Origin of the sequence: Catenulispora sp. EB89, assembly GCF_041261445.1 — a bacterium.
Taxonomy (GTDB): domain Bacteria; phylum Actinomycetota; class Actinomycetes; order Streptomycetales; family Catenulisporaceae; genus Catenulispora.
The window spans coordinates 641,244-663,124 of the sequence record NZ_JBGCCU010000001.1 but is presented as its reverse complement, the minus strand read 5'-3'; the positions used below and the strand labels follow the sequence as shown (position 1 = coordinate 663,124).

The window sequence follows — 21,881 nt, the reverse complement described above, 5'->3', positions numbered from 1 at the left end:
CGTGGAGGGTACGAGCCTGTCTGACCCGTCCCGTACAAAGAAGAGACGAGGGTTTCGCAGGACTGGCAACGCGGGCAAGGGAGGCGGGACATGAGCATCGACGACCTCCCGTACACCGCCGACGAGGCCTACCAGGGCGGCTTCGAACGGACCCCGCCGCAGGACATCCCGGCGGAGCAGTCGGTGCTGGGCGGCATGCTGCTGTCCAAGGACGCCATCGCCGAGGTCATCGAGGTCATCAAGGCCGTCGACTTCTACAAGCCGGCCCACGAGGCGGTCTACGGAGCCATCCTCGAGCTCTACGGCCGCGGCGAGCCGGCCGACCCGGTCACCGTCGCCGCGCTGCTCACCAAGAAGGGCGACATCAACCGCATCGGCGGCGCGCCCTATCTGCACACCCTGATCAACTCGGTCCCCACCGCCGCCAACGCCGGCTACTACGCCGAGATCGTCAAGGAGCGCGCCGTCCTGCGCCGCCTGGTCGAGGCGGGCACCCGCATCGTCCAGATGGGCTACAGCACCGACGGCAGCGACGTCGAGCAGATCGTCGACGCCGCCCAGCAGGAGATGTACAACGTCACCGAGACCCGCACCAGCGAGGACTTCGTCCCCCTGGCCGACGCCATGGAAGGCGCGCTCGACGAGATCGAGTCCATCTCCAACCGCTCCGGCCAGATGACCGGCGTCCCCACCGGCTTCCACGACCTGGACGCGCTGACGAACGGACTGCACCCGGGGCAGATGGTGATCATCGCGGCGCGCCCCGCCATCGGCAAGTCGACCCTGGGACTGGACCTAGCCCGCAGCTGCTCCATCAAGAACGGCCTGAGCTGCGTCATCTTCTCCCTCGAGATGGGCCGCAACGAGATCATCATGCGCCTGCTCTCGGCCGAGGCCCGCGTCGCCCTGCACCACATGCGCAGCGGCACGATGACCGACGAGGACTGGGCCCGCCTGGCGCGCCGCATGGGGCCGGTATCCGAGGCGCCACTGTTCATCGACGACTCGCCGAACATGTCCATGATGGAGATCCGAGCCAAGGCCCGGCGGCTCAAGCAGCGGCACGACCTGCAGCTGGTGATCATCGACTACATGCAGCTGATGCAGCACAGCAGCACCAACTCCAAGCGGCCCGACAGCCGCCAGCAGGAGGTCTCGGAGATCTCCCGGTCCCTGAAGCTCCTGGCCAAGGAGCTCGAGGTCCCGGTCATCGCCATCAGCCAGCTGAACCGAGGCCCCGAACAGCGCACCGACAAGCGCCCGATGATGAGCGACCTGCGCGAGTCCGGCTCCCTGGAGCAGGACGCGGACGTCATCATCCTGCTGCACCGCGAGGACGCCTACGAGCGCGAGTCGCCGCGCGCCGGCGAGGCCGACCTGATCGTGGCCAAACACCGTAACGGGCCGACCGCGAACATCACGGTGGCTTTCCAGGGCCACTACTCGCGGTTCGTGGATATGGCGCAGAGCTAGGGCTGAGTGCCGACGTAGCGTCGGTCCTACTGCACAACCGGCTGGCATCAGGCTGATTCATCCAGTCGCTGCAGCACACTGCCGAGCTCGTCGCAGGCAAGCAACCCGGCGATGACGGCAACCATGGCGTCCACGCCTGGCTCACGGACAATCAGTCCGTCCGGGCAGGCAAAGTAGCGGCCGCCCTGGGCTTCTCCGGTGGTCGCCCACCGATCCATCAGGCGCCGCACCTCGTCGAGGGTGAAGATCGTCGCACCCCAGCGGGAGCCGTCGCCCAGACAAACCTCGACGTCTACGTTGCATGCATCGGCGGGATCCTCACCGACGCCGAGAAGGAAGGAAGCCTCGAAGCCGTCGGACTCAACGCGGAACCAGGACACAACACACCGCTCCTTGGCCGGGTCCAGCAGGGTCTGCTCAGGATGCCGATCGTGCATCACGCGTGCGACCGTCCCCGCGCCGCCTCTTACTCCCGCCGGTTCGGTCAGCCGGCCTCGGGCACCCCGGCAGCACCTGTTGAGGGGACGCCTCGATCGTTTCACGGCTGAGACCACAGCAGCCAGAGATTTCCGCCACCGGAACGGGACGGGCGCCCCTTCGCCAGAAGCGGGACGAGGCATCAGATCGCAGGCCGGCCAGCCTTGGGCCGCCAGGACAAACGGCTGCCTACAAGGTCCTCAGGTCCCGGTCGGCGGCGCGCTCATCGCCGCTGCCAGGAACGTAATCGCCCAGCGCCGGGCCGCCTCGCCCGCCGGCGGGGTCGGGCAGCCCGGGGTGGGCTGGTTGTGGACGTCGATGCGGTCCATGGCCACCACGGCGAGGATTCCCCGCAGCCGGAACACCAGCTCCTCTGGGGAAAGGGCGGGGAGTGCACGTGCGAAGGCCGCCAGGTAGCGGTCGTGGACCGCGGCCTCGGCCGGGCCGGTCCAGCTGCGGACTTCCTCGGCCGGGTCGGCGATGATCGTCACGATCAGCCGGGATGTGCGGGCGCCGCCCTCGTCGCCGGCCGGCATCTCGTCGAACAGCGGCCCCGCGAAGGCCGCCACCAGTTCGGCGGCCGACGGGTCCGGGGTCCGGGCCAGCAGCCGGTCGAGCCCGGCGGACTGCGCGGCGTTGATGGGCTCGATCACGCGGCGGGCGACCGCGCCCAGGAGCTCCGCCTTGGAGCCGAAGTGATAGCCGACGGCGGCCAGGTTCGCCCCGGCGCGCTCGGTGATCGCGCGGATCGAGGTGCCGCGGAAACCGCGCTCGGCGAAGAGGTGCTCGGCCGCGTCCAGGATCCGGCTGCGGGTGTCGGGGGGCGCCATGGGTGCGTACGATACCAACGTTTGAATCAAACGAACGTATGAATGAGACGCGCGCGAAGAGGGTCGCCATGAAACTGCTCGTCTACGGCGCCGGGGTCACCGGCAGCATGTTCTCCGCCCGCCTCTACGAGGCCGGGCACGACGTCTCGCTCCTCGCCCGGGGCGAGCGCCTGGCTGCCCTGCGCCGGCACGGCGTACAGCTCGCCGAGGGACACAGCCCGGAGGTCAGGCGGATACCGGTACCGGTGGTCGAGCATCCGGGCGGCGGGTACGACCTGATCGCCGTCTTCGTCCGCACGCACCAGGTGGACGCGGTGCTGGAATCGCTCGCCGGCACCGGGGGAGACGTGCTGTTCGCCCTCAGCTGGGCAGCCGGCCCGGAGCCGCTGGGCAAGGTGATCGGCCCGGAGCGGGTGCTGCTCGGCTTCCCCACGGACGGCGGCACGATGGACGGCGACGTGGTCCGCTACCGCCCGCCCAGCTTCATGACCCGCCGGGTCCCGATGCCGGTCGGCGAGCCCGACGGCCGAACCACCCCGCGACTGGAACGGATCGTGCAGGCGTTCCGCACCGCCGGGATCAACGCCAAGGCCGAGCCGCGGATGGACGCCTGGCTCAAGACGCACGCCGCGTTCGTCGTGCCACTCGGGCAGGCGGTGCTCGCGGCCGGCGGCCCGAAAGCGCTGGCCGACGATCCGGACGCGGTCCGCGCCATGATCCGCCTCATGCGGCAGAACCTGGCCGCCATGCCGACGCCGCCGGTCCCGCGCGCCTTCGCCGCGTTGCAGAAGCTGCCGGAAGCGCTGCTCGTGCCCACGCTGCGGCGCTTCCTGCGCGGCCCGACGGCCGCGCACAGCGGGCTCGACAGTGCCACGCCTGCCACGGAGGCGGCCGAACTCGAGCGGACGGCCGAGCAGATGCGCGCCTATGCGACGGTTCGGTAGCCACCTCGCGAGCCGCCCCTTCCTCCCACCGATTAGGTCGGCTCGCGCAGGGATCCAGTGCTAGGCGATAAGCAGACAGCTGCCAAAGACCGCCTCGTCGAGATCGAGCAAGTCGCGGTTGCGCTCGGCCCATCGGCCTGACGACAGGTCGGCGCGCAGGGTGCGCACGGCCCGCTCTTCGGCGGCGGGGCCGACGCGGCTCCAGACCGACATGCCGGCGCGGATCTGGTCGTCGAGGTAGGCCTCGGGGCGGCGCCAGTAGGCCTCGTAGAAGCCGTCGGTGCAGTCCCAGGGGATCCGTACCGGTTCGGCGCGGGCGCCGATCGCTGCGGCCAGCGCAGGCAGGGGAGGTCGGCCGGTCCAGAGGGCGGCATGCTCGGGCAGGTGGTCGCGCGTCAGCCAGAAGCGGTCGGAAGCGCCGGCGTCGTGCGTGAACACCACCACGCGGCGCGCGACGCGGCGCAGCTCGCGCAGGCCGGCGATGGGATCCGTCCAATGGTCGATGGTGGCGAGGGCCATCGCGGCGTCGAAGGACTGGTCCTCGAACGGAAGGCTCTCGGCGCTGGCGGCCACACATGGCGCCGCGCCTGCCGGGCGCTGGGCCCGCATGGTCGCCGACGGCTCCACCGCGGTGACGTCACGGTCGGACGGCTCGTAGGACCCGGTACCCGCCCCGACGTTCAGCACAGTCCTGGCATCGCCAAGTGCCGCCCAGATCTGCGCAGCGATTCGCGCATCGGTGCGGCGCGTCGCCGTGTAGGTCGCGCCGATGGTGTCGTACAACTGTCCGCCCGGCATCAAGCCTCCCTATATGCGAATACTGAAACTACGCCTGTAGCTCCTCTAGCTGGCGCAGCACCTGCGCGGCCGTCGCGTCGTCGAGTTCGGACCAGGGCAGAGCGTCACGGTCGAAATCGGGCTCCTCGCCGGTCGCACTCAGCCACACCGCAGTAATGAACTGACGCTCGCTGTGCCCCGCCGCGCCCGCGTCGATGCCCGGCGCCAGCTCCATCACCACATGCCGACCGCCGCCCACCGGACGAAGGGCACGGTGCCACCGCGGGCCGTAGACCAGCGAAGCGGCGACGAGCGGGCCACGCTGCCAGCCTCGCGCCTGGAGTCGAGCGATCGACCACGCGAAGAAGCTGATCTGCAGGTGCAGGTAGTCGGGCCGTTCCGGCTCCGGTGTGATGAAAGACCGGACCAGTAGCTTCGACGCGCGATCCCGGGCGGTCAACGCCGGAAGCGGCCGCCCCAGCTGCTCGAACGGCTGCAGGATCTCGTAGTCGGCCGCGACCTCGGACCACTCCCCCAGCGCCGCCCCCAGATCGGCGGGGTGCGCGACGCCGACCCGCGCGCCGGACGGGATCTCGTAACGTCCATCGCTGACGTCTGCATAGCTAAGGTCCTCGGCTACGCGGAACGACCCGAGCACGTTCTCCCGCTCGTCGTAGACGCCCCAGACCAGACGCCGCACGAAACGCAGCATGACCGGGTGCCCCACCAAGTACGTAGCGAAGTCCTCCGGAGTCCACCGGCCCCGGCTGAGCATCGCCGACTCCAGCCGATTGACCTGATCGACGGCGACCGTCCGAGCCGTCTTCTTCAGCTCCGCGAACTTCTTGTACGCCGCGTCCGCCAGCTCCGGATCGTCGTTCTTCCCCGGCTTCGGCAACGCCTTCAACGGATTGCCGGCCGAGTCGGCGACCCACGGACGCAACAACTCGTCGAACCCGACGACGAACCGACGCGCCCCGTAGTCCAACTCCAGCGTGCCTTCAGGCCCCAGGCCGAGGTCCGGAACCACGCGGTCGGACAGCGCGCTCGCCGAAAGATCCATCGCCTCGGCGACGGCGTCGAACCGCTCCTGCGCCGCGCGCTTGATCCCGGCCCGCCGCCCCTTCGTCGCGTAGGCCCGCAGCGTCGTCAAAGCCCGGTCGCCGCCGATCGCCGCCAGCGCCTGGAACTCGTCCCCCACCGACTCGCTGCCGCTCTCGTTCATCTCCCGCAGCACCGGAAGCAGCCGCTCGACGGTGCTCTCGTCGCCGAACGCGCCGAGCGCGCGCAGCCCGACCTCGCGCGATGCCTTGTACAGCGACCACGCGAACTCGGCGAGAGAAGTGGCGTCGCAGGTCTCTGCGACGATCGCCAACCCGGCGTACGGCTCGTCCGGCTTGGAGATCATGAGCATGTCGACGACGGCCTGCGCCGCGCTCTGCGGCAGCGTCGTCTGGCCGTCCTTCAACCGGATCGGGGCAAGCAGCGCGGCCCGAGCAGCGGGCGGCGGCTGGGGCATCGTGCGCGGGAAGACGCCGAGCCCGTCGTCGGCCAGCAGCTCCTTGACGGCCTGGCCGACCTCGGCACCGTAGGCGCGGGTCGCGACCGCCGGCACGTCGACGCCGGCGGCCTCGACGACCCGCAGCGCCGCCTCGGCACCGCGGCGGACCTTGCCGCGCTTGCCCAACGCCGCCGGCACCACACACCGCGCCGCCGCTTCAGGATGGCGGCGCAGCCAGCTCATCGCGGAGCCCTGCACGCTGCGCAGCCGGCTCATGCCGTCCACCATCAGCGCGGCGATCTCCGGATTCACGAACGGCACCAGCAGCCGCGCACGCAGGGCGGGCCGCCGCTCGATCGCCAGCACGGCCGGAAGCGCGAGGAGGTCGTGGCGCGCGACGAACGCCCGGGCCCGGTCGTCGTCCGCCTTGATCGGGGGACGCCATCCGTCGGCCAACAGCGGACGGACCAGGTCGTCGGGGCCGTGTGCCGCGAAGTAGAGCGCGATCGAGGGGACGGCTGTGTTGTCAGTGATCTGCTTCAGCAGGCCCGACCAGCCCTCCTGCGGCGCCCAGCCGGCATCCTGTGGACAGAGCCAGTCCTCCCGCTCGCCGGGCAGCCAGTCCATCTCGGTCTCGGACGGCGGCGTGAGGCCTTCGACCACGATCGGCCGAGCCGGCTGACGTTTCCGGTCTCGCCATGGCGGCGCCGCGAGGATCGCAGGAAGCTGAGCCAGGAGCGCCTTTCCGTCTGGATCATCAGGAAACAGTGTGCTGACTTGCCTCGCGGCGGCCGAGCTCAGATATGCCAGCTCCGCGCGAGCAAACTCGGGATCAGCGTGTACGACCGTGGTCAGGACGGCAGTGGCGACGGCAGTCGGTTCGGCATCGGACAGGCGAGACAGAACCTTGAGATCCTCTGCTCGTTCCAGGAGCGCCGATATCGCTTCGGCGCGAGGTATCCGGGCGATCAGGTCCAGGATTCGTTCGTGGACGGCACAGGATTCGTCAGGCTCACAACGATGGCCGAGATCCAGCCACGCGACCAGGAACGGCAAGGCGCCAGCGCCCGCGTAAGTCAGGAACGTGAACTCGATGTCCAGATCGCCGTTCCACTCCCAGGGCTGTAGGCGAGCGGCGTCGCCGAGCGCGACCGCCTGCTGAGCACTTCCCTGTCCGACCGGCCCCAGTCGGCTTCCTCGGGGAAGAGGAAGCTCGTCAGGGTTCGATGAAAGCCGGTGCGATCGCCTTCCCTCCGCCGGACGGCGGCGCGTTTGGCGTCGTCGTGATCCGGCGCTGGGACCCGGCGGCGGAGCTCCAGCAGCCGCTTCAGCTGCGGCCAGTCGAGTCCAGATGGCAGAAGTGGGCGAACGCCTCCACGGCGAAGGCCAGATCCCGGGCGCATTCCCAGATCTCGACGTCCGCGACGTCGTCATCAGTGTTCGAATATTCGCTGGCGCGGATCGTCATCGCGATCAGAGCGGCCTGCAAAGGAGACTGCGCCGCGAGGTCGAAGACGTCGACGTCAGACAGCGCCTCGACCAGTTCCAGATCGCTTTCGGGAGAGGTCCGCGCCTGCTCGATCAGGCGTAGCAGGCCGGAATCCCGTTGCTGGCGTTGCGCCAGGACCCGCTCGGCACCGCTGCGATCCATCTCAGGGTGCTTACCGAATGCGAACCGGGAGCGGTCGACGATCGTGCGGCCGTCGTAGACGGACGGCAGGGTGAACTCGTCTTCGGGGTCCCGCCGCGCCGTACCGAACTGATCGTCGCCCATAGCGCAGTAGTATGCCGCCGACGTGGCGTTCAGCACCTCCTTGAGCGATGGCCCCGAGGTGAGGCTTCGGGGCCATCGCGTCACACCGTCGCCAGGGCCTCGGTCGGCGGCAGGCGCGAGGCGCGCACGGCCGGATGGACCCCGGCGAGGACGCCGACGACCAGTGCCGCGCCGACGCCGCCGAGGACGGAACCGACGGGGATGACCGCGGGCCAGTTGCGGGACATCGCGTAGCCGGCGGTGCCGAGGACGCCCACCGCGGCGCCGGCGAGGCCGCCGAGGAGGCACAGCATCACGGATTCGGTCAGGAACTGGCCGCGGATCTGGCGGCGGGTGGCGCCGAGGGCTCGGCGCAGGCCGATCTCCCGGCGGCGTTCGAGGACTGACACGATCATCGTGTTGGCCACGCCGACCGCTCCGACCAGCAGCGCCACGCCCGCCAGGCCGAGGAACAGGCCCGACAGCGCGGTCTCGGTCAGCTGCTTGGCGGCGAGGGCGGCGGAGGGCTGGCTGACCACGATCTGGCCCGGGTTCTGCGGGTAGACCGTCGCGGCGAGCACGGATTGCACCGCGTAGATCTGGGATTCCTGGACTCGTGCGTAGAGCTGCGTCGGGTGTTCGTCGAAGCTCAGGTAGCGGCGGGCCGCGTCCCAGCCGACGAGGACGGACTGCTGCACCTCGGGGGCCAGCGGGGTGGCCGTGAGGATGCCGATGACGGTGAAGGCCTGCGAGCCGATCCAGATCTGCGGAGCGGGCTGGCCGGGCGGGAGCGTGGTGATGCCCAGCCAGGTGGCGGCCACGGAGCCGAGGACGACGGTCGGGAAGGCCTCGTCGGAGGCGGTGAGGTAGTGCCCCGCGGCGAGATGCGCGCCGATCACCGCGGGAAGGTCGTAGCCCTCGGCGGCCAGAACGCTGACGCCGGAACTGTCCTTGGCCGGGATGGCCCGCGACCGGCGCACGTCGGCACCGGTGTTCGCGACCTCGCTGACCTGCTCGACCGGCGGGATCCTGGCGACCATCGCCCCGGCCGACTTCAACACCGGCGGCGGCGCCTGCGTGTCCTGGTCGAGGACCGCCTGCGCGCTGAGCAGGTTCGTCCCGAGGGCGGAGAGCTGCTCGGTGAGCGCGCGCTGGGAGGACGCCGGGATGCCGACGACCATGATCACGGTGGCGATGCCGATCGAGATGCCGAGGGAAGACAGGACGGCGCGGAGCTTGCGGGTGCGGGGGCCCAGGAGGCCCAGGAGGAGGATGTCGGCCGGGTTGAGGCGGACCGTGCGGCGCGACGAGCGACCGGGGCGAGCTGCGCGGGCGGCGCGCTTTGAGGCAGGGTCGGGCTCGGAGGCGGCGGCGGGGGCGGCTCGGTTGCGGGCAGATGCAAAGGCATCAGGCTCGGCATCGCGACCGGCGCGCTTGGAGGCAGGGTCGGGCTCGGCAGAGGCGGCGGTGGGGGCAGCGGCAAAAGGATCAGTCTTGATATCGCGGCCAGCGGCGTGCGCGGCGGAGGCGGCAGCGCGCGCCGCATGGTTGGCGGTATCAAGAGCGGCAGCGCGGGCGGCACGCGCGGCGGCAGGGTCAGCCTCGGAGGCGCCGCGGGCATCGTGGGCAGCGGCGAAAGCATCGGACTCGATCTCGCGGCCGGCATCGTGCGCGGCATCGTCGGCGGCGGCAGCAGCGCGCGCCGCATCGCGCGCAGCACGTTCGGACAAGGCGTCGCGGGCGCTTTCGGAGGCGTCCCCATCAAAGCGCGTCACAACATCGCCCCCTGCTCCGCAGCGACCGGCGCGGACAGTGCCTCGTCCGTCCTGATCCGGCCGTCCAGGATCTCCACTCGGCGGGGGAGTGCGTCGGCGATCTGGCGGTCGTGGGTGATCAGGGCGATCGTGGTGCCCGTCTGGTTGAGGGTGCGCAGGAGGTGGAGGATCGCGCGGCCGTTGGCGGTGTCCAGGGCGCCGGTCGGTTCGTCGGCGAGGACCAGGGCTGGGTCGTTGACCAGGGCTCGGGCGATGGCGACGCGTTGCTTCTCGCCGCCGGAGAGTTGGTGGGGTTTGTGGTTGCGGCGGTGCGCCAGGCCGACCTTGTCCAGGGCGGTTTCGGCGAGGGTGCTGCGGGATCTTCGTGGCACGCCGGCGTAGAGCAGGCCGGTTGCGACGTTCTGGGCGGCGCTGAGGCCTTCGATCAGTTGGAACTGCTGGAACACGAATCCGATCTCTCTGGCGCGTAGTGCGGACAGCTCCCGGTCGTTCAGCGTCGCCACGTCCTGGTCACGGACGGACACCGTCCCGCTGGAGGGCCGGTCCAGGGTGCCCATCAGGTTCAGCAGCGTGGATTTGCCGCTGCCGGAGGGTCCGACGATCGCGAGCAGTTCGCCGGCCTCGATGGTGAGGCTGGCGTCGTCCAGAGCCCGTACGCCGCCGGCGTAGTCCTTGGTCGCGTGGTCGAGCTTCAGCACCGTGCTCATGAGACCGTCACGACCTTCAGCCCTTCGGTGATCCCCTGCCCGGAGATCTGCACGAGCCCGTTCGCGAACAGCCCGGTCTGCACCCCGACGAGCATGCTCGTCTGGCCGCCCCCGGCGACCACCTGGACCGCGTACCCGCCGCCCTGGACCGCCACCAAAGCCTCGACCGGCACGGCCAGCACGTTGTTCACAGAGCCCGTGGTCACGTTCACCCCGACCGAGCCCGAATCCATCCCGGTCAGCACAGACTGGTCGGCGATGTCGATGGTCATCGACGGACCAGACGCACCAGCGCCACCGCCGCCACTACCGCCGCCGGAAGCGTTGGAACCAGCCGCAGCCGCCCCACCAGGCGAACTCAGCGCCGAAACGCTGCCCGTGGTCTGCTTACCGTCCGGCAGCGAAAGAGAGACCTTCAGCCCGCGAGTCAGAACACTGGTATCCACCTGCCGCGGATCGACGGCGACCGTGACGTGCTTCGTCGTCGAACTCAGACTCAACAGATCCGCCGTCGCCGACGCCCCGAGCTGAGCGTCGAGCGAGCTGACACGGACCGGCGCGGGCAGCACGGCAAGATCGCCGATCGCCAACGTCCCGTTCGCCGCGAGCCCCTTGCTCAGCTGCCACTTCTTGAGCGCGCTCTCGGTGCCCGAGGTGTACGCGTCGCCGCTCGGCGCAACCTCGTACCCGAGAGAGCGCAGGTCCGCGTTGACTTCAGCGATGTCCGGCCCCGGCGTGGCCTGCGCGTTGATCGCGCGGTAGAGCGGGGTGGCGCCGAGAAAGAGGACCACAGGCTGTGCGTCGACGCCATAGAGCGTCTGGCCTTGACCCACGACCGCGCCGACAGCGGGAAGCCAGGTGACCGTGCCGCTCTTCCGGCCGGTGTAGGGCGTGGCGGTGCCATACCCCAGGGTGCCCTGGAGCGTGACCGTGGTGGTCAGGTCGGTCCGCGCGATCGCCGTCGTCTGCGGCGGTGCCGGCTTGGCTTCAGGCGGAGGCGCGGGGTGGAAGCGCAGCATGTAGGCCGCTGTCACAGCGACCGCGGCAACGACCACGGCGCCGAGCGCGGCGAGGAACCATTTGCGCACCTCAGCTGCCAAGTCCTTGCGCGGCGACCTGCTTCTCGCACTCCGGCGTGTCCTGCATCCCGAGGGTGATCGACTGGGAGTCGTTGTCAGGACCGCCGAACGAGAAGCCGACCTGGCCGTTCTGCGGCGAGTTGTTCTCCGAGACGTACTGCACGCCCTTGTCCCGCAAGCACTGCACGACCGCGTGGACGAACGCCCCGGCCTTGGGATTGCTCGCGTCGAGCTGCCACGGCGGCAGCGGATCCTCCGACACGCAGGCGTTCTCGGCCTTGGTCCTGGCGGCCTGGTCCTGGACGTTCTTCTCCTTGCTGTAGCCGTTCGTCGCCATGCATTGGCTGTACTGGTTGTAAAGCGCGTTGATCTGCGTGTTGGTCATGTCGAGTGTGATGCGCGGCCGCGCGGCGGTGGCAGTGCTCGTCGTCCCCGCCGAGGCACCCGCGTTCGGGCCCGCGCCCGCGTTCGCGCTCGCCGAACCGGAGGTGGCGACAACGGCCGGCAGCGAAGGGACTTGGGCCTGAGGCTGCTTGGCCGCGGAGGACGAGCACGCGGCAAGCGCCAGCGCGCATGCGGCCACGCCGCCGGCGGTAGGAAGGGAAGGCCAGGAAGACCAGGTATGGGTTTTCACAGCCCACGAGCCTGTCGAGCAAATGCGAAGAACTTGTGCGAACGCTATGCGGGTTCCTTCGCCACCGGCAGCCGGATGGTGAACGTCGTGCCCGCGCCCGGCGTGCTGGCGACGCTGACGTCGCCACCGTGCGCCTCGACAAGTTGACGCACGATGGCCAGCCCCAGACCGCTGCCGCCGGTCCGGCGGTTGCGCGACTTGTCCGCACGCCAGAAGCGATCGAAGACGGAGGGCAGATCCTCCGCGGCGATTCCGGGTCCGGTGTCGGTCACCTCGATGCACACGAGTTCGCCGACCTGCTCAGCGCGAATCGTGATCCGTCCTTCCGGCGGAGTATGCCGCTCGGCATTGGCCACCAGGTTCCCGACCGCCTGCCGCAACCGCATCGGATCCGCCACGACCCGCAGATCCGGCGGCACCTCGACGATCGCATGTCCCCCGCCGGCCGCGCCGATGTGCCGGAGCAGTCCGCCGAGGTCGAGCTCGGCCGGTTCCAACCGCAGCTGCCCGGCGTCGGCCAGGGCGAGGTCCCGCAGGTCGTCGACCAGATGCTGGAGCAGCTGAGTCTCCTCCAGCAGCGAGGAGACCAGGTCGGCGTCGACGTCGGCGACCCCGTCGTTCGCGGCGATCAGCCAGCCCTTGATCGTGCTCAGCGGCGTGCGCAGCTCGTGGGAGATGTCGTTGACCAGCGCCTTGCGCTGCCGGTCGGTCCGCGCGACGTGCTCGGCCATCTCGTTGAAGGCCGCGGTCAGTTCGGCGATCTCCCAGCGGGCGCTGGTCGCGGCGCGCGCCGTGCCGTCGCCGGCGCGCATCCGGCGCGTGGCCTCGGTGAGCGCGCGGACCGGCCGGATCACGCGGTTCGCCAGCAGCATGGCGACGCCGACCGTGAGCAGCGCGACGAGGGTGGCGACACCGGCGATGCGCCAGCTGTCGGCCGACGACAAGCCGACGGTCGCCTGGCCGTCGGCCCTGCCGAGCGGCATGGCTTCCATGAACGCGGCGGGTGCGACGTACGGCCGCAGCTGGAGCCGCCGGGCGTTGAGCAGGCAGGTGCGGTCCTGCGCTTCGTCGGCCGGGGGCGCGACGACGGTGACCTCGCCGGCACCGGTCAACGCCAGCTTCATCGGGGCGGCGGTGACGCAGCTCTTCATCGACGCGGCCAGCTGGTCGAGCGCCGCTTGTTCGGTCGCGGTGGCCCGGATCGAGGGGGAGTCCTCGAACCCGACGTAGCCGCCGCCCTGATACAGGACGTCGCGGCAGGCCTCTGGGACGCCGGCCATCGGGACGCGCAGGTAGGGACGGCCGCTGGGGACTTCGGCGATGCCGTCGTCCAGGCCGTCGTAGCGCAGGCAGCCCGCCGCCTTCTCGACCAGCGACTCCAGGTCGGAGTGTTCCTGCGTGGTCAGCAGGAAGGGGCTGGTGACCTTGGGGTCGATGCCGTCCGGGAACTGGGTCGAGGCGAGCGCGTTGTCGACGGTCAGCGGGTCGATGGCGACCAGCGGCTCCGAGCCGTGCGCATCGGACGACGAGGCCGGCGAGCTCTCGATCGGCCGGCCGCCGTCCGGGGTGACGACGATGCGGACGTCCAGCTCCTGCGACATGTTGGCCAGGACCGGGCCGACGGTGGACCAGGTGGTGTGGGTGGCGGCGTAGTCGATCACGGCTTCGTAGACCAGGGGATAGGCCTGGCGGACGGCCTTCTCCTGCTGTGCGATGGAGGTGGTCGCGCCCTGGACCGAGAGCCAGGCCGTCGCGGCGACGGCAGCGGCGGCGACCAGGATCGTGCCGGCCAGAAGCCTGGTCCGGAGGCCGTACTTAGGCATCGGCGGCGTCGGCAACGATCCCGTCGGCCGCCGATGTCGGATGCGGCGCTTCCGTCATGCGATAGCCGACGCCGTAGACCGTTTGCAGAAGTACGGGATTGCGGGGATCGACCTCGATCTTGCGCCGCAGGTTCTTCACATGCGCGTCGGCGGTCCGCTCGGTCACGAAACTGTCGGGCTCGTGCGCCCGGTCGAGCAACTGACGCCGGCTGAAGACCCGGCCGGGACTGGACATGAGCGTTTCGAGAAGGCGGAATTCCACCGGCGTGCACTCGATTCTGGCGCCGTCGAGCCGGACCTCGTGGCGGACCTGGTCGAGGGTCAGCGGCCCGACGCGCAGCGGGAGGACGACCGAGCCGACCGAGCCGGCCGCGCCGCCGGAGGCCTGCGCGCGCCGCAGCAGCGAGCGCACGCGGGCCATCAGCTCGCGCGGGTCGTAGGGCTTGGTGAGGTAGTCGTCGGCGCCGAGGTCGAAGCCGGCGAGCTTGTCCTCGGCCGCCGACCGGGCCGTCACCACCAGGATCGGCACGTCGTAGTCGCGCCGCAGGACGCGCAGCACGTCGAGGCCGTCGAGCTCGGGCATCATCACGTCGAGGATCAGCAGGTCGGGGCGTCTGCTGCGCACCTGGTCGATCGCCGCGCGACCGTCGGCGACCACGAGGACCGCGTGGTCCTCGCGCCGCAGGTAGCGGCGAACCAGCTCAGCCTGCTTCGGATCGTCCTCGGCGACCAGTACGAACGCGCCCACGGCCCGAGACCCTACGCCGCCACTGTCACGGCGGCGGCTCCTCACGTTGAGGTCGGCACCAGCAGGAGCTTGCCGCGGGCCCGTCCGGACTGGCTGATCTCCAGCGCCGTGCGCCACTGGTCGAGCGGGAAGGTGCCGGCGACCGGGATGCTGAACGCGCCGTCGGCGGTGAGCTTCGCGAACTCGGGGAAGTGGCCGTAGCGCTCTTCGTCGGTGAACGTCGCGGGATCCTCGTGGAAGCTGTCGCGCGCGCCGAGTTCTGCCGCGCCGGCCAGGTCGGAGCAGGTCAGGACGCGGCGCGGGTCCCCGCCGGCGATGCGCACGAGATCGGGGAGCGCTCCGTTCGCGGGTGCCGTGTCGAAGACGATGTCCACCGGGCCGTCCGTCAGGGCCTTGACACGCTCCACCAGGCCGTCGCCGTAGGGCGTGACCGTGGCGCCGAGGTCCGTCAGCCGGGCGGCGTACGTCTCGCCGGCGGTGGCTATGACGCGAAGGCCGCGGATGAGCGCGATCTGCACGGCCGCGTAGCCGATCGTGGTCCCGGCGCCGTTGACCAGCAGCGTGCGGCCCGGAGTCAGGCCGAGGCGGGCCAGGTGCCAGTACGCGGTGCTCAGCGCCATCGGGAGCGCGGCCGCCTGGACCGGGTCCAGGCCCTCGGGGACGGCGAACCAGTGGTCCATCACCGCATGATCCGCTGCGCCGGCGCTGGGCTGGCCGACGTAGTCGGCGGTGCCGAACACGAGGTCGCCCACCGCGACGTCGGTGACGCCGGCGCCGACCGCCTCGACGGTTCCGGCGACGTCGCAGCCGACGCCGCGGGGCAGCTCGCCGGCGAACAGGCCGCGGCACAGGGCCCAGTCGGCGGGAGCCAGGCCGCAGGCGTGCACGGCCACCCGGATGCGGCCGGGGCCGGGCTCGGGGACCGGGGCGGTCTCCAGGGTCAGCACGTCGGAGGGCGCGCCGTACTCGTGGAAGCGCACTGTGCGCATGGTGTCGGGTGCGGGGGTGTGGTCAGCCATGGGATCTCCAGATCGGGCGCTGGAACAGCGGCGGAGAAACGGAACGGAAGCAAAACGGAACACGCTCCGTTTCAACTCCGGCCTATACTAACCCGATGACCGCCAAAAATGGAACGCGATCCGTTTAGCCATGGACACCGCCCCGACCTCCCCCGCCCAGCAGCAGCTCCGCTCCGACGCCGTGCGCAACCGCGAGAGCGTGCTCGCCGCCGCCACGCGCGCGTTCGCCACGGCGGAGGCCGAGCCGTCCATGCGCGAGATCGCCCGCCAGGCCGGCGTCGGGGTCGCCACCGTCTACCGCCACTTCCCGACCAGGGAGGCGCTGGTCGACGCGGTCTACCGGGACCAGGTGGTACGGCTGACCGCCGGCGCGCACGACCTGCTCGGCGCGCACCCGCCGGCGCGCGCGCTGCGCCTGTGGATGGACCTGTTCGCCGACTGGCTGGCCACCAAGCGCGGGATGACCGACACGCTGCTCGCCATGGTCGACTCCGGGGAGATCTCCCTCGCGCACACCCGCGGCGAGCTGTTGTCGGCGGTCGCCGCCATCCTCGACGCCGGGGTCGCGGCCGGCGAGATCCGGGCCGACACCAGCCCCGAGGACGTCAGCGCCGCGGTGCTGGGCATCCTCGCCGTGTCCGCCGAACGCGGGAACGCCGCGCAGGCCAAGCGATTGCTCGATGTGCTGATGGACGGGCTCAGGCCGCAGCCGTCTTCCTGAGGCGGAACAAGGCGGAAAGAAGCAGCGCGACCGGAGAACCCGAACAGCCAGGCCTCACAACCCGAACGTGGCGCGCGCCTCGGGCGTCACCGGCGTGAAGAAGTTCACCAGGTTGCCGTCGGGGTCGCGAACCAGCAGGGAGCGGTTGCCCCAGGGCATGGTCTTCGGCTCGGCGACGACGTCGGAGCCGGGGATCCAGGCGGCGAGTTCCTGCCAGCGGGTGTCGACGTCGTCCACCAGGAACTCGAGGATCACGCTGCGGTTGGCGGCCGGTGCGGCGCTGCCGGCGGCGAACAGCGGGACGGTGCTGGTGCTGCCGATGGCGAGGGTCGCGCCAGCGGGGCCGGCCAGCTCGGCGAAGTCGGGCGTGAACCAGGTGGCGGCGAGCGTGGTGGCCTTCTCGTAGAAGGCGACCAGGGCGGTGATGTCGGCGGTGATGACGCGGGTCGATGCGAAGTTCATGATCTTCTCCTTGCGGGTCGTCGTACTCGCACCGTACGGCGGATACCGGACAGAATCGGTCCGGTATCCGCGCTAGTTTGGGAACCGTGAACCGACCGGTCGGACGCGTGCTGACGCTGCTGGAGCTGTTGCAGTCCGGCGGCGTGCGGCCGGCGGCCGAGCTCGCCGACCGGCTCGGCGTCGACCCGCGGACCGTCCGCCGCTACGTCGACCACCTGCTGGATCTGGACATCCCCGTCGAGTCGGTGCGCGGCCGCCACGGCGGCTACCGGCTCGCTCGCGGGTTCCGGCTGCCGCCGCTGATGCTGGGCGACGACGAGGCGCTGGCGGTCCTGCTGGGCCTGCTCTCCGGGCGACGCAGCGGGCTGACGGCGACTCTGGGACCGGCCGGCGAGACCGCGGCCGCCAAGATCCGCCGGGTGTTGCCCGCGCGGCTGGCCGACCGGCTGGACGGCGTGCTCGAAAGCATCGCCTTCACCGGCGGGGAACAAGATCAGAGCGCGGCGCCGGATGCCACCGTGCTGCTCACGATCGCCGACGCCGTCGCGAACCGGCGGCCGATCGCCCTCGCCTACGGCGACCGCACAGACCGGACCGTGCATCCGTATGCCATCGTGAGCCACGAGAAGCGCTGGTATGTCAGGGCTCTGGATCCGGCGATCGCGGAGGAGCGCACCTTCCGCCTGGACCGGATCGGCGCCGTCCGGACGCTGCCCGGCACCTTCGAGCCGCCCGCCGAAGATCCGGTACGCGGCCTCGTCACGGGATTCGCCACGGCGGAGTACCGCCACGAGGTCGTGATCCGGGTCGAAGGCACCGTCGAGCAGATCCGGACCCGGTTCCCGGCCAGTGTCGCGACCCTCCAGCCGCTCGCCGACGAGGGCCGCCCGAGATGGCACCGCCTCGCCATCCGCGCCGAACGGCTCGACTGGCTCCCCGCCACGCTGGCCGCGCTCGACCTGCCCTTCGAGATCGAGCGTCCGGCCGAGCTGCGCGATCTTGTCCTGGCGCTCGCCGAACGCCTCGCGTCAAGAGCGCGCGGGGGCGCCTGAGAATTCAGATCAAGGCCGTCACCTGCCATTAACCCGGCAGCTTGGACCATCGCCCCGACAGAATCCACCGCGCCCCGCTACTGTCGACACGTGACTTCTGCGTTCAGCGATGCCTTCCTCCGTATGGCGGAGCCCCACGCGGCCTGGGGCATGCGCCAGATCGAGGAGTTCAACGAGTTCCTGCCGATCGGGCCGTGGACGGTGAACCTGGACGAGCGCCGGTACCGGCAGTCCGGGCGGGAGCTGCGGATCAGCGTGCTCGGCAGCTTCGACACCTCGGAGGGCTCCTGGCTGTGGGGCTGGGCCAACCCCGGGTTCGGCAAACTGCCGGTGGTGGCCGCCGCCGAGGCGCTGCGGGCGTTCGGGCAGGAGCACGGCGTGCCGGAGTTCGCCGAGGAACTGGTCGACCTGTCGGGCTTCGAAGACCCCCGGTACGCCGCGGAGATGCTGGCGTTCGGGGCGATGGGCGTGCTGCGCGCCGACGGCTACATCGGCGTGCAGGCCAACGAGACCGGGCGGCTGTACATGGTGCCGGACGACCCGCAGGTGCCGGTGGCCGCGCCCGATCCGATAGCGCTGCCCCGACTGCTGATGCAGGGGGCGCAGTTCTTCAACCGCTCGGCGTACGAGGTGGTCGCCGGCTACTTCCACCACTTCGGCATCCCGTGGCGGCAGGAGGGCGACACGATCAGCGCCGAGCTGCCCGGCGGGGCGACCGCGTCGGTGCAGTTCGACCAGCAGGGCCGGGTCTCCGCGGTCTCGATGGGGTCGGTCACCAAGGAGTCCCTGGGGAACCACGCCGCCGGCTGAGCGGTGCGGCACCGGCGCCCGGCCGGGTGGCCGGACGCCGACGTCGCTCCGGTCACGCGGCGCCCACCGCCGGGGCCACGGGCTCTGACGCGGAGTCGGCTCCGAGTCCGCCGACCAAGTGCCGGGCGAAGAACCGGACGGCGCTGTCCGCCTCGAACCGTGGCAGCTCCTTGTGCCGCCCCGCGTTGGCGTGCAGCGTCTTCTCCGCCGAGGCGAAGGCGTCGAACAGCTCCAGCCCGGCCGAGCGCGGGATGTGCTCGTCGTCCCACTGCAGATCGAACTCGATCGGGATCGTGATCCGCCGGGCCGGCTCGACCAGGAAGTCGGGCCAGTGCTGGCCGAACACGGCGGCCGTGAACCGGGCGTCGGAAGCGACCAGCGGGACGCCGGTCGCCGTCCCCATGTTGATGCCCCAGTACCCGACCGGTCCGTCGGCGCCGATCTCCGGCAGCTCCTGGAGCGCGTCCAGGGTCATCCGCCATTCCGGCACGGCCTGCTCGGCCAGATGAGCGTTGTAGCGCACGATGACCGGGCCCTCCGGCTCGCCGGCGTCGCGCGCCGCGAACATCGCGTCGAGCTCGCGCTCGTCGTGCTCGGTCCGCGGCCGGTCGCCGTGGCCGGGCGCGTCGATCGCGGCGGCGTGGAACCCGCAGCCGAGCACCAGGCGGCGGGCCCGCCCCGCGCTGGCCGGCGCCTTCTTGTGGATGCCGCCGCCGTGGCCGATCAGGACCAGCGGTGCGCGGTCGGGACGGGAGTCCGGCGACCACAGGACACCGGGGACGCCGCCCACGGTGAAGTCGCGTTCGCGGACGCCGTCCGCGGAGAAGTCACTGGTGAAAAGAAGTGAAGAAGACATGGCAGTCACCTTTCGGGAGCACTGGAATCCGGCGCTCCCGACGACCGCTGTGTCAGTCGCCTGCCCGTGACAGCACGGGGAGCACCCACGTCGATACCGCCTTCATGGGTCTCACCTCCTTCGCTTCGGTCACGGCGTACGCAAGGTAGCCGTCCGCTCCGGCAGCCCGCAACAGGGTTTTACTTCTTGTCCGCCGCACCGCACGACGCCGCCAGCGCCGCCATCCACTCCCGGGCGGCCTGCCGCACCTCGGTGCTGAGCCCGGCCTCCAGCTCGTCCTCGCGGCGGCGCACGGCCGGCCGGGCCTTGGCCGACAGCGCCAGGCCGGCCTCGGTCGCGTGCAGCTGGTACATGCGCCGGTCCGTCGGATGCGGGGCGCGCTCGACCAGGCCGTGCGCCTCCAGGCCGGCGACCATCTCGTTCGCGGACTGCCGGGTGCTGCCGCACAGCCGGGCGACCTCGGCGATGCTCAGGCCCGGGGAGCCCTCCAGCATCATCAGGGTCGCGAACTGCGGGACGGTCAGGCCGAACTCGGCCAGCTCGTCCTCGATCGCGGCGCGCATGCCGAGCCAGACGTGGCGGACGGCGAAGCTGACGACGCTGTCCTCGCCGTACTTATCGGAGTGGGGCATTCCGGCACACCTCGCCTCTCACGGTCGCAGAAGACAGCACGGGAACGATTGACAGGTACCTGACGAGTTTGCCAGGCTGATATCCGACAGGTACCTGTCGATCGTACCAAGCGTGTCCCGTGCACCAAGCATGTCCCGTCTGCTCATTCCGCGATCCTGGGGGGTCGTCCAGCCATGTCCACAAGCAGCCCGCCGTCCGGCCGAAGGCAGCGCCTGATCCTGACCGTCCTGATCTTCGCGCAGCTCCTGATCTGGATCGACGGCACCGTCCTGTCCACCGCCTACGAGACCCTGGCCGATCCGGTGCGCGGCCTGGGCGCCACGCCCGACCAGCTCCAGTGGGCCACCGGCTCCTACACGCTGGTGCTGGCCACCGTCACCTTCACCGGCGGCGCCCTCGGCGACCGCTTCGGCCATCGCAACACCCTGTTGACCGGGATGGCGCTGTTCGGCCTGGCCTCGGTCCTCGCCGCCTACTCGCACAGCACCGGCGAGCTCATCGCGGCCCGCGCCGTCATGGGCCTGGGCGCCGCGCTGCTGATCCCGGCGACGCTGGCGGTGATCAGCTTCACCTATCCGCCCGAGCAGCGCCCGCAGGCCTTCGGCGTGCTGAGCAGCTTCGCCGGCGTCGGCATCGCGGCCGGCCCGGTGCTGGCCGGACTGATGCTGGCGAATTTCTGGTGGGGGTCGGTGTTCCTGATCAACGTGCCGGTGGTGCTGGTCGGCCTGGTCGCGATCGCCCGCACGGTGCCGAACTTCCAGCCGCCGCAGAAGCGCGGGCTGGACTTCCCCGGCCTGGTGCTGTCCACCGCCGGCCTGGGCCTGCTCTCCTACGGCCTGATCCGCGCCGGCCAGGACGGCACGGTCACCGAGCCGCAGGTGTGGAGCACGGTCGTGGCCGGCCTCGTCGTCACCGCCGCGTTCGTGTACGTCGAGCTGCGCCGCAAGTACCCGAGCTTCGACCCTCGGCTGTTCCGGCTGCGCCAGTTCGCGGCCGGGAACGTCACGCTGACGCTGCTGTTCCTGGCGTTGAGCGCGAGCGGCTTCTACTTCGCGTTCTACCTCCAGGGCGCGCGCGGCTACTCGGCTCTGCGTGCCAGCCTGATCGGCATCCCCGGCGCGCTCGGCGTGGTCGTCGGCGGTCCGGTCGCGGCCCGGCTGGCACGCCGCACGTCGGTGCGCCGGGTCAGCGGCACCGCGCTGGTGGTCGCCACGATCACGCTCGCGGTGTTCTCCCGCATCGGCCTGACCATGCCGATCCCCGCCTACATCGCGGTGGCCATCGTCCAGGCCACCGCGATCGGCATGACGATCGCCCCGCTGACCGGCGCGATCCTCGGCTCGCTGCCGCTGACCCAGGCCGGCGCGGGCAGCGCGGTGAACGCGACGATGCGGCAGACCGGCAGCGTGCTGGGCATCGCGTTGGGCGGCACGATCCTGTCGATCGGCTACCGGCACGCGATCGGCGGTTCGGTCGCGGGACTACCCGCGCCCCTGAAGCAGCAGGCTGAGACGTCGGCCGAGATGGCGCGGAACGTGGCCCGGCACAACGGGATCCCCGGGCTCGTGCACCAGGCGGACCTCGCCTTCGTGCACGCCATGCACACCGGGATGCTGTGGTCCGCGGCGGCCACGGGGATCGGTGCGCTGCTCGTGTTCGGTGGATTTGCCAAGCCCAGAAAGGCAAAGACGGTCGTCACGGAGCCGGAGACGACCACGGCCGTTCCGGAATCCGCTTCGGCATAAAGGGAAAACGGGTGGCGCGCCGGACAGCGCCTCCAGCATTCTTTCAGGGCACCTCCCGGTGC

At 70.9% G+C, this 21,881-nt stretch carries 21 protein-coding genes and 1 pseudogene; 7 read left to right on the top strand and 15 right to left on the bottom strand.

Annotated elements, in window-relative coordinates; translation table 11 throughout:
* Nucleotides 1–90: 90 nt before the first annotated feature.
* Nucleotides 91–1,473, top strand: coding sequence for a replicative DNA helicase (dnaB, locus tag ABH920_RS03080; RefSeq protein WP_370346485.1), 1,383 nt, complete (start codon nt 91–93; stop codon nt 1,471–1,473).
* Between the two features lie 47 nt (nt 1,474–1,520).
* Here dnaB and ABH920_RS03075 read toward each other — a convergent pair whose 3' ends face one another.
* Together ABH920_RS03075 and ABH920_RS03070 are read right to left on the bottom strand one after the other, a co-directional pair.
* Nucleotides 1,521–1,910: a hypothetical protein gene (locus tag ABH920_RS03075; RefSeq protein ID WP_370346727.1), complete on the bottom strand. Its 390-nt coding sequence runs from the start codon at nt 1,908–1,910 to the stop codon at nt 1,521–1,523.
* A 240-nt stretch (nt 1,911–2,150) separates the two neighbouring features.
* Nucleotides 2,151–2,780 (bottom strand): TetR/AcrR family transcriptional regulator, encoded by a 630-nt coding sequence (locus ABH920_RS03070; protein WP_370346483.1) that lies wholly within the window; start codon nt 2,778–2,780, stop codon nt 2,151–2,153.
* A 68-nt stretch (nt 2,781–2,848) separates the two neighbouring features.
* Here ABH920_RS03070 and ABH920_RS03065 point away from each other — a divergent pair, with 68 nt between their 5' ends.
* On the top strand, nt 2,849–3,724 hold the full coding sequence (locus ABH920_RS03065) for a ketopantoate reductase family protein (RefSeq protein WP_370346481.1): 876 nt from the start codon (nt 2,849–2,851) through the stop codon (nt 3,722–3,724).
* Nucleotides 3,725–3,784: 60 nt separating this feature from the next.
* Here ABH920_RS03065 and ABH920_RS03060 read toward each other — a convergent pair.
* Together ABH920_RS03060 and ABH920_RS03055 are read right to left on the bottom strand one after the other, a co-directional pair.
* Nucleotides 3,785–4,516 (bottom strand): annotated as a pseudogene (locus tag ABH920_RS03060) (class I SAM-dependent methyltransferase); the annotation flags it as partial.
* Between the two features lie 34 nt (nt 4,517–4,550).
* Nucleotides 4,551–6,665 (bottom strand): DUF4132 domain-containing protein, encoded by a 2,115-nt coding sequence (locus tag ABH920_RS03055; RefSeq protein ID WP_370346479.1) that lies wholly within the window; start codon nt 6,663–6,665, stop codon nt 4,551–4,553.
* 174 nt (nt 6,666–6,839) lie between these two features.
* On the opposite strand from ABH920_RS03055, the gene ABH920_RS03050 reads away from it, so the two are divergent.
* Nucleotides 6,840–7,130: a hypothetical protein gene (locus tag ABH920_RS03050; protein WP_370346477.1), complete on the top strand. Its 291-nt coding sequence runs from the start codon at nt 6,840–6,842 to the stop codon at nt 7,128–7,130.
* A 199-nt stretch (nt 7,131–7,329) separates the two neighbouring features.
* Here the strand turns inward: ABH920_RS03050 and ABH920_RS03045 are convergent, their stop codons facing one another.
* The 8 genes from ABH920_RS03045 to ABH920_RS03010 all read right to left on the bottom strand — a co-directional run bounded on the left by ABH920_RS03045 (nt 7,330) and on the right by ABH920_RS03010 (nt 15,510).
* Nucleotides 7,330–7,776, bottom strand: a complete 447-nt coding sequence (locus ABH920_RS03045; protein ID WP_370346475.1) for a hypothetical protein — start codon at nt 7,774–7,776, stop codon at nt 7,330–7,332.
* Nucleotides 7,777–7,856: 80 nt separating this feature from the next.
* Nucleotides 7,857–9,029 carry an ABC transporter permease gene (locus ABH920_RS03040; protein ID WP_370346725.1) on the bottom strand — a complete coding sequence of 391 codons (1,173 nt, stop codon included), beginning with the start codon at nt 9,027–9,029 and terminating at the stop codon, nt 7,857–7,859.
* A 497-nt stretch (nt 9,030–9,526) separates the two neighbouring features.
* On the bottom strand, nt 9,527–10,237 hold the full coding sequence (locus ABH920_RS03035; RefSeq protein WP_370346473.1) for an ABC transporter ATP-binding protein: 711 nt from the start codon (nt 10,235–10,237) through the stop codon (nt 9,527–9,529).
* Entirely contained in the window at nt 10,234–11,337 is a 1,104-nt protein-coding gene (locus tag ABH920_RS03030; protein ID WP_370346471.1) for a peptidoglycan-binding protein, read from the bottom strand. Before ABH920_RS03030 ends, ABH920_RS03035 begins: the two co-directional genes overlap by 4 nt.
* Nucleotides 11,327–11,899 carry a hypothetical protein gene (locus ABH920_RS03025; protein ID WP_370346469.1) on the bottom strand — a complete coding sequence of 191 codons (573 nt, stop codon included), beginning with the start codon at nt 11,897–11,899 and terminating at the stop codon, nt 11,327–11,329. Before ABH920_RS03025 ends, ABH920_RS03030 begins: the two co-directional genes overlap by 11 nt.
* Nucleotides 11,900–11,994: 95 nt before the next feature.
* Nucleotides 11,995–13,773 (bottom strand): sensor histidine kinase, encoded by a 1,779-nt coding sequence (locus ABH920_RS03020; protein WP_370346467.1) that lies wholly within the window; start codon nt 13,771–13,773, stop codon nt 11,995–11,997.
* Nucleotides 13,766–14,521 carry a response regulator transcription factor gene (locus tag ABH920_RS03015; protein WP_370346465.1) on the bottom strand — a complete coding sequence of 252 codons (756 nt, stop codon included), beginning with the start codon at nt 14,519–14,521 and terminating at the stop codon, nt 13,766–13,768. The genes ABH920_RS03020 and ABH920_RS03015 overlap by 8 nt, the downstream gene beginning before the upstream one ends.
* Before the next feature lie 41 nt (nt 14,522–14,562).
* Nucleotides 14,563–15,510 carry an NADP-dependent oxidoreductase gene (locus ABH920_RS03010; RefSeq protein WP_370346723.1) on the bottom strand — a complete coding sequence of 316 codons (948 nt, stop codon included), beginning with the start codon at nt 15,508–15,510 and terminating at the stop codon, nt 14,563–14,565.
* A 160-nt stretch (nt 15,511–15,670) separates the two neighbouring features.
* Here ABH920_RS03010 and ABH920_RS03005 point away from each other — a divergent pair, with 160 nt between their 5' ends.
* On the top strand, nt 15,671–16,261 hold the full coding sequence (locus tag ABH920_RS03005; protein WP_370346463.1) for a TetR/AcrR family transcriptional regulator: 591 nt from the start codon (nt 15,671–15,673) through the stop codon (nt 16,259–16,261).
* Nucleotides 16,262–16,315: 54 nt separating this feature from the next.
* Here ABH920_RS03005 and ABH920_RS03000 read toward each other — a convergent pair whose 3' ends face one another.
* Nucleotides 16,316–16,723: a VOC family protein gene (locus ABH920_RS03000; protein WP_370346461.1), complete on the bottom strand. Its 408-nt coding sequence runs from the start codon at nt 16,721–16,723 to the stop codon at nt 16,316–16,318.
* 86 nt (nt 16,724–16,809) lie between these two features.
* Between ABH920_RS03000 and ABH920_RS02995 the strand changes: the two genes are divergently transcribed.
* Nucleotides 16,810–17,775, top strand: coding sequence for a helix-turn-helix transcriptional regulator (locus ABH920_RS02995; RefSeq protein WP_370346459.1), 966 nt, complete (start codon nt 16,810–16,812; stop codon nt 17,773–17,775).
* Between the two features lie 90 nt (nt 17,776–17,865).
* Nucleotides 17,866–18,585 (top strand): DUF6882 domain-containing protein, encoded by a 720-nt coding sequence (locus ABH920_RS02990; protein ID WP_370346457.1) that lies wholly within the window; start codon nt 17,866–17,868, stop codon nt 18,583–18,585.
* 52 nt (nt 18,586–18,637) lie between these two features.
* Here the strand turns inward: ABH920_RS02990 and ABH920_RS02985 are convergent, their stop codons facing one another.
* Together ABH920_RS02985 and ABH920_RS02980 are read right to left on the bottom strand one after the other, a co-directional pair.
* Nucleotides 18,638–19,441, bottom strand: a complete 804-nt coding sequence (locus tag ABH920_RS02985) for an alpha/beta hydrolase (protein ID WP_370346455.1) — start codon at nt 19,439–19,441, stop codon at nt 18,638–18,640.
* A gap of 179 nt (nt 19,442–19,620) precedes the next feature.
* On the bottom strand, nt 19,621–20,073 hold the full coding sequence (locus ABH920_RS02980) for a MarR family winged helix-turn-helix transcriptional regulator (RefSeq protein ID WP_370346453.1): 453 nt from the start codon (nt 20,071–20,073) through the stop codon (nt 19,621–19,623).
* Between the two features lie 174 nt (nt 20,074–20,247).
* On the opposite strand from ABH920_RS02980, the gene ABH920_RS02975 reads away from it, so the two are divergent.
* On the top strand, nt 20,248–21,819 hold the full coding sequence (locus ABH920_RS02975; protein ID WP_370346450.1) for an MFS transporter: 1,572 nt from the start codon (nt 20,248–20,250) through the stop codon (nt 21,817–21,819).
* The last annotated feature ends 62 nt before the right edge of the window (nt 21,820–21,881 follow it).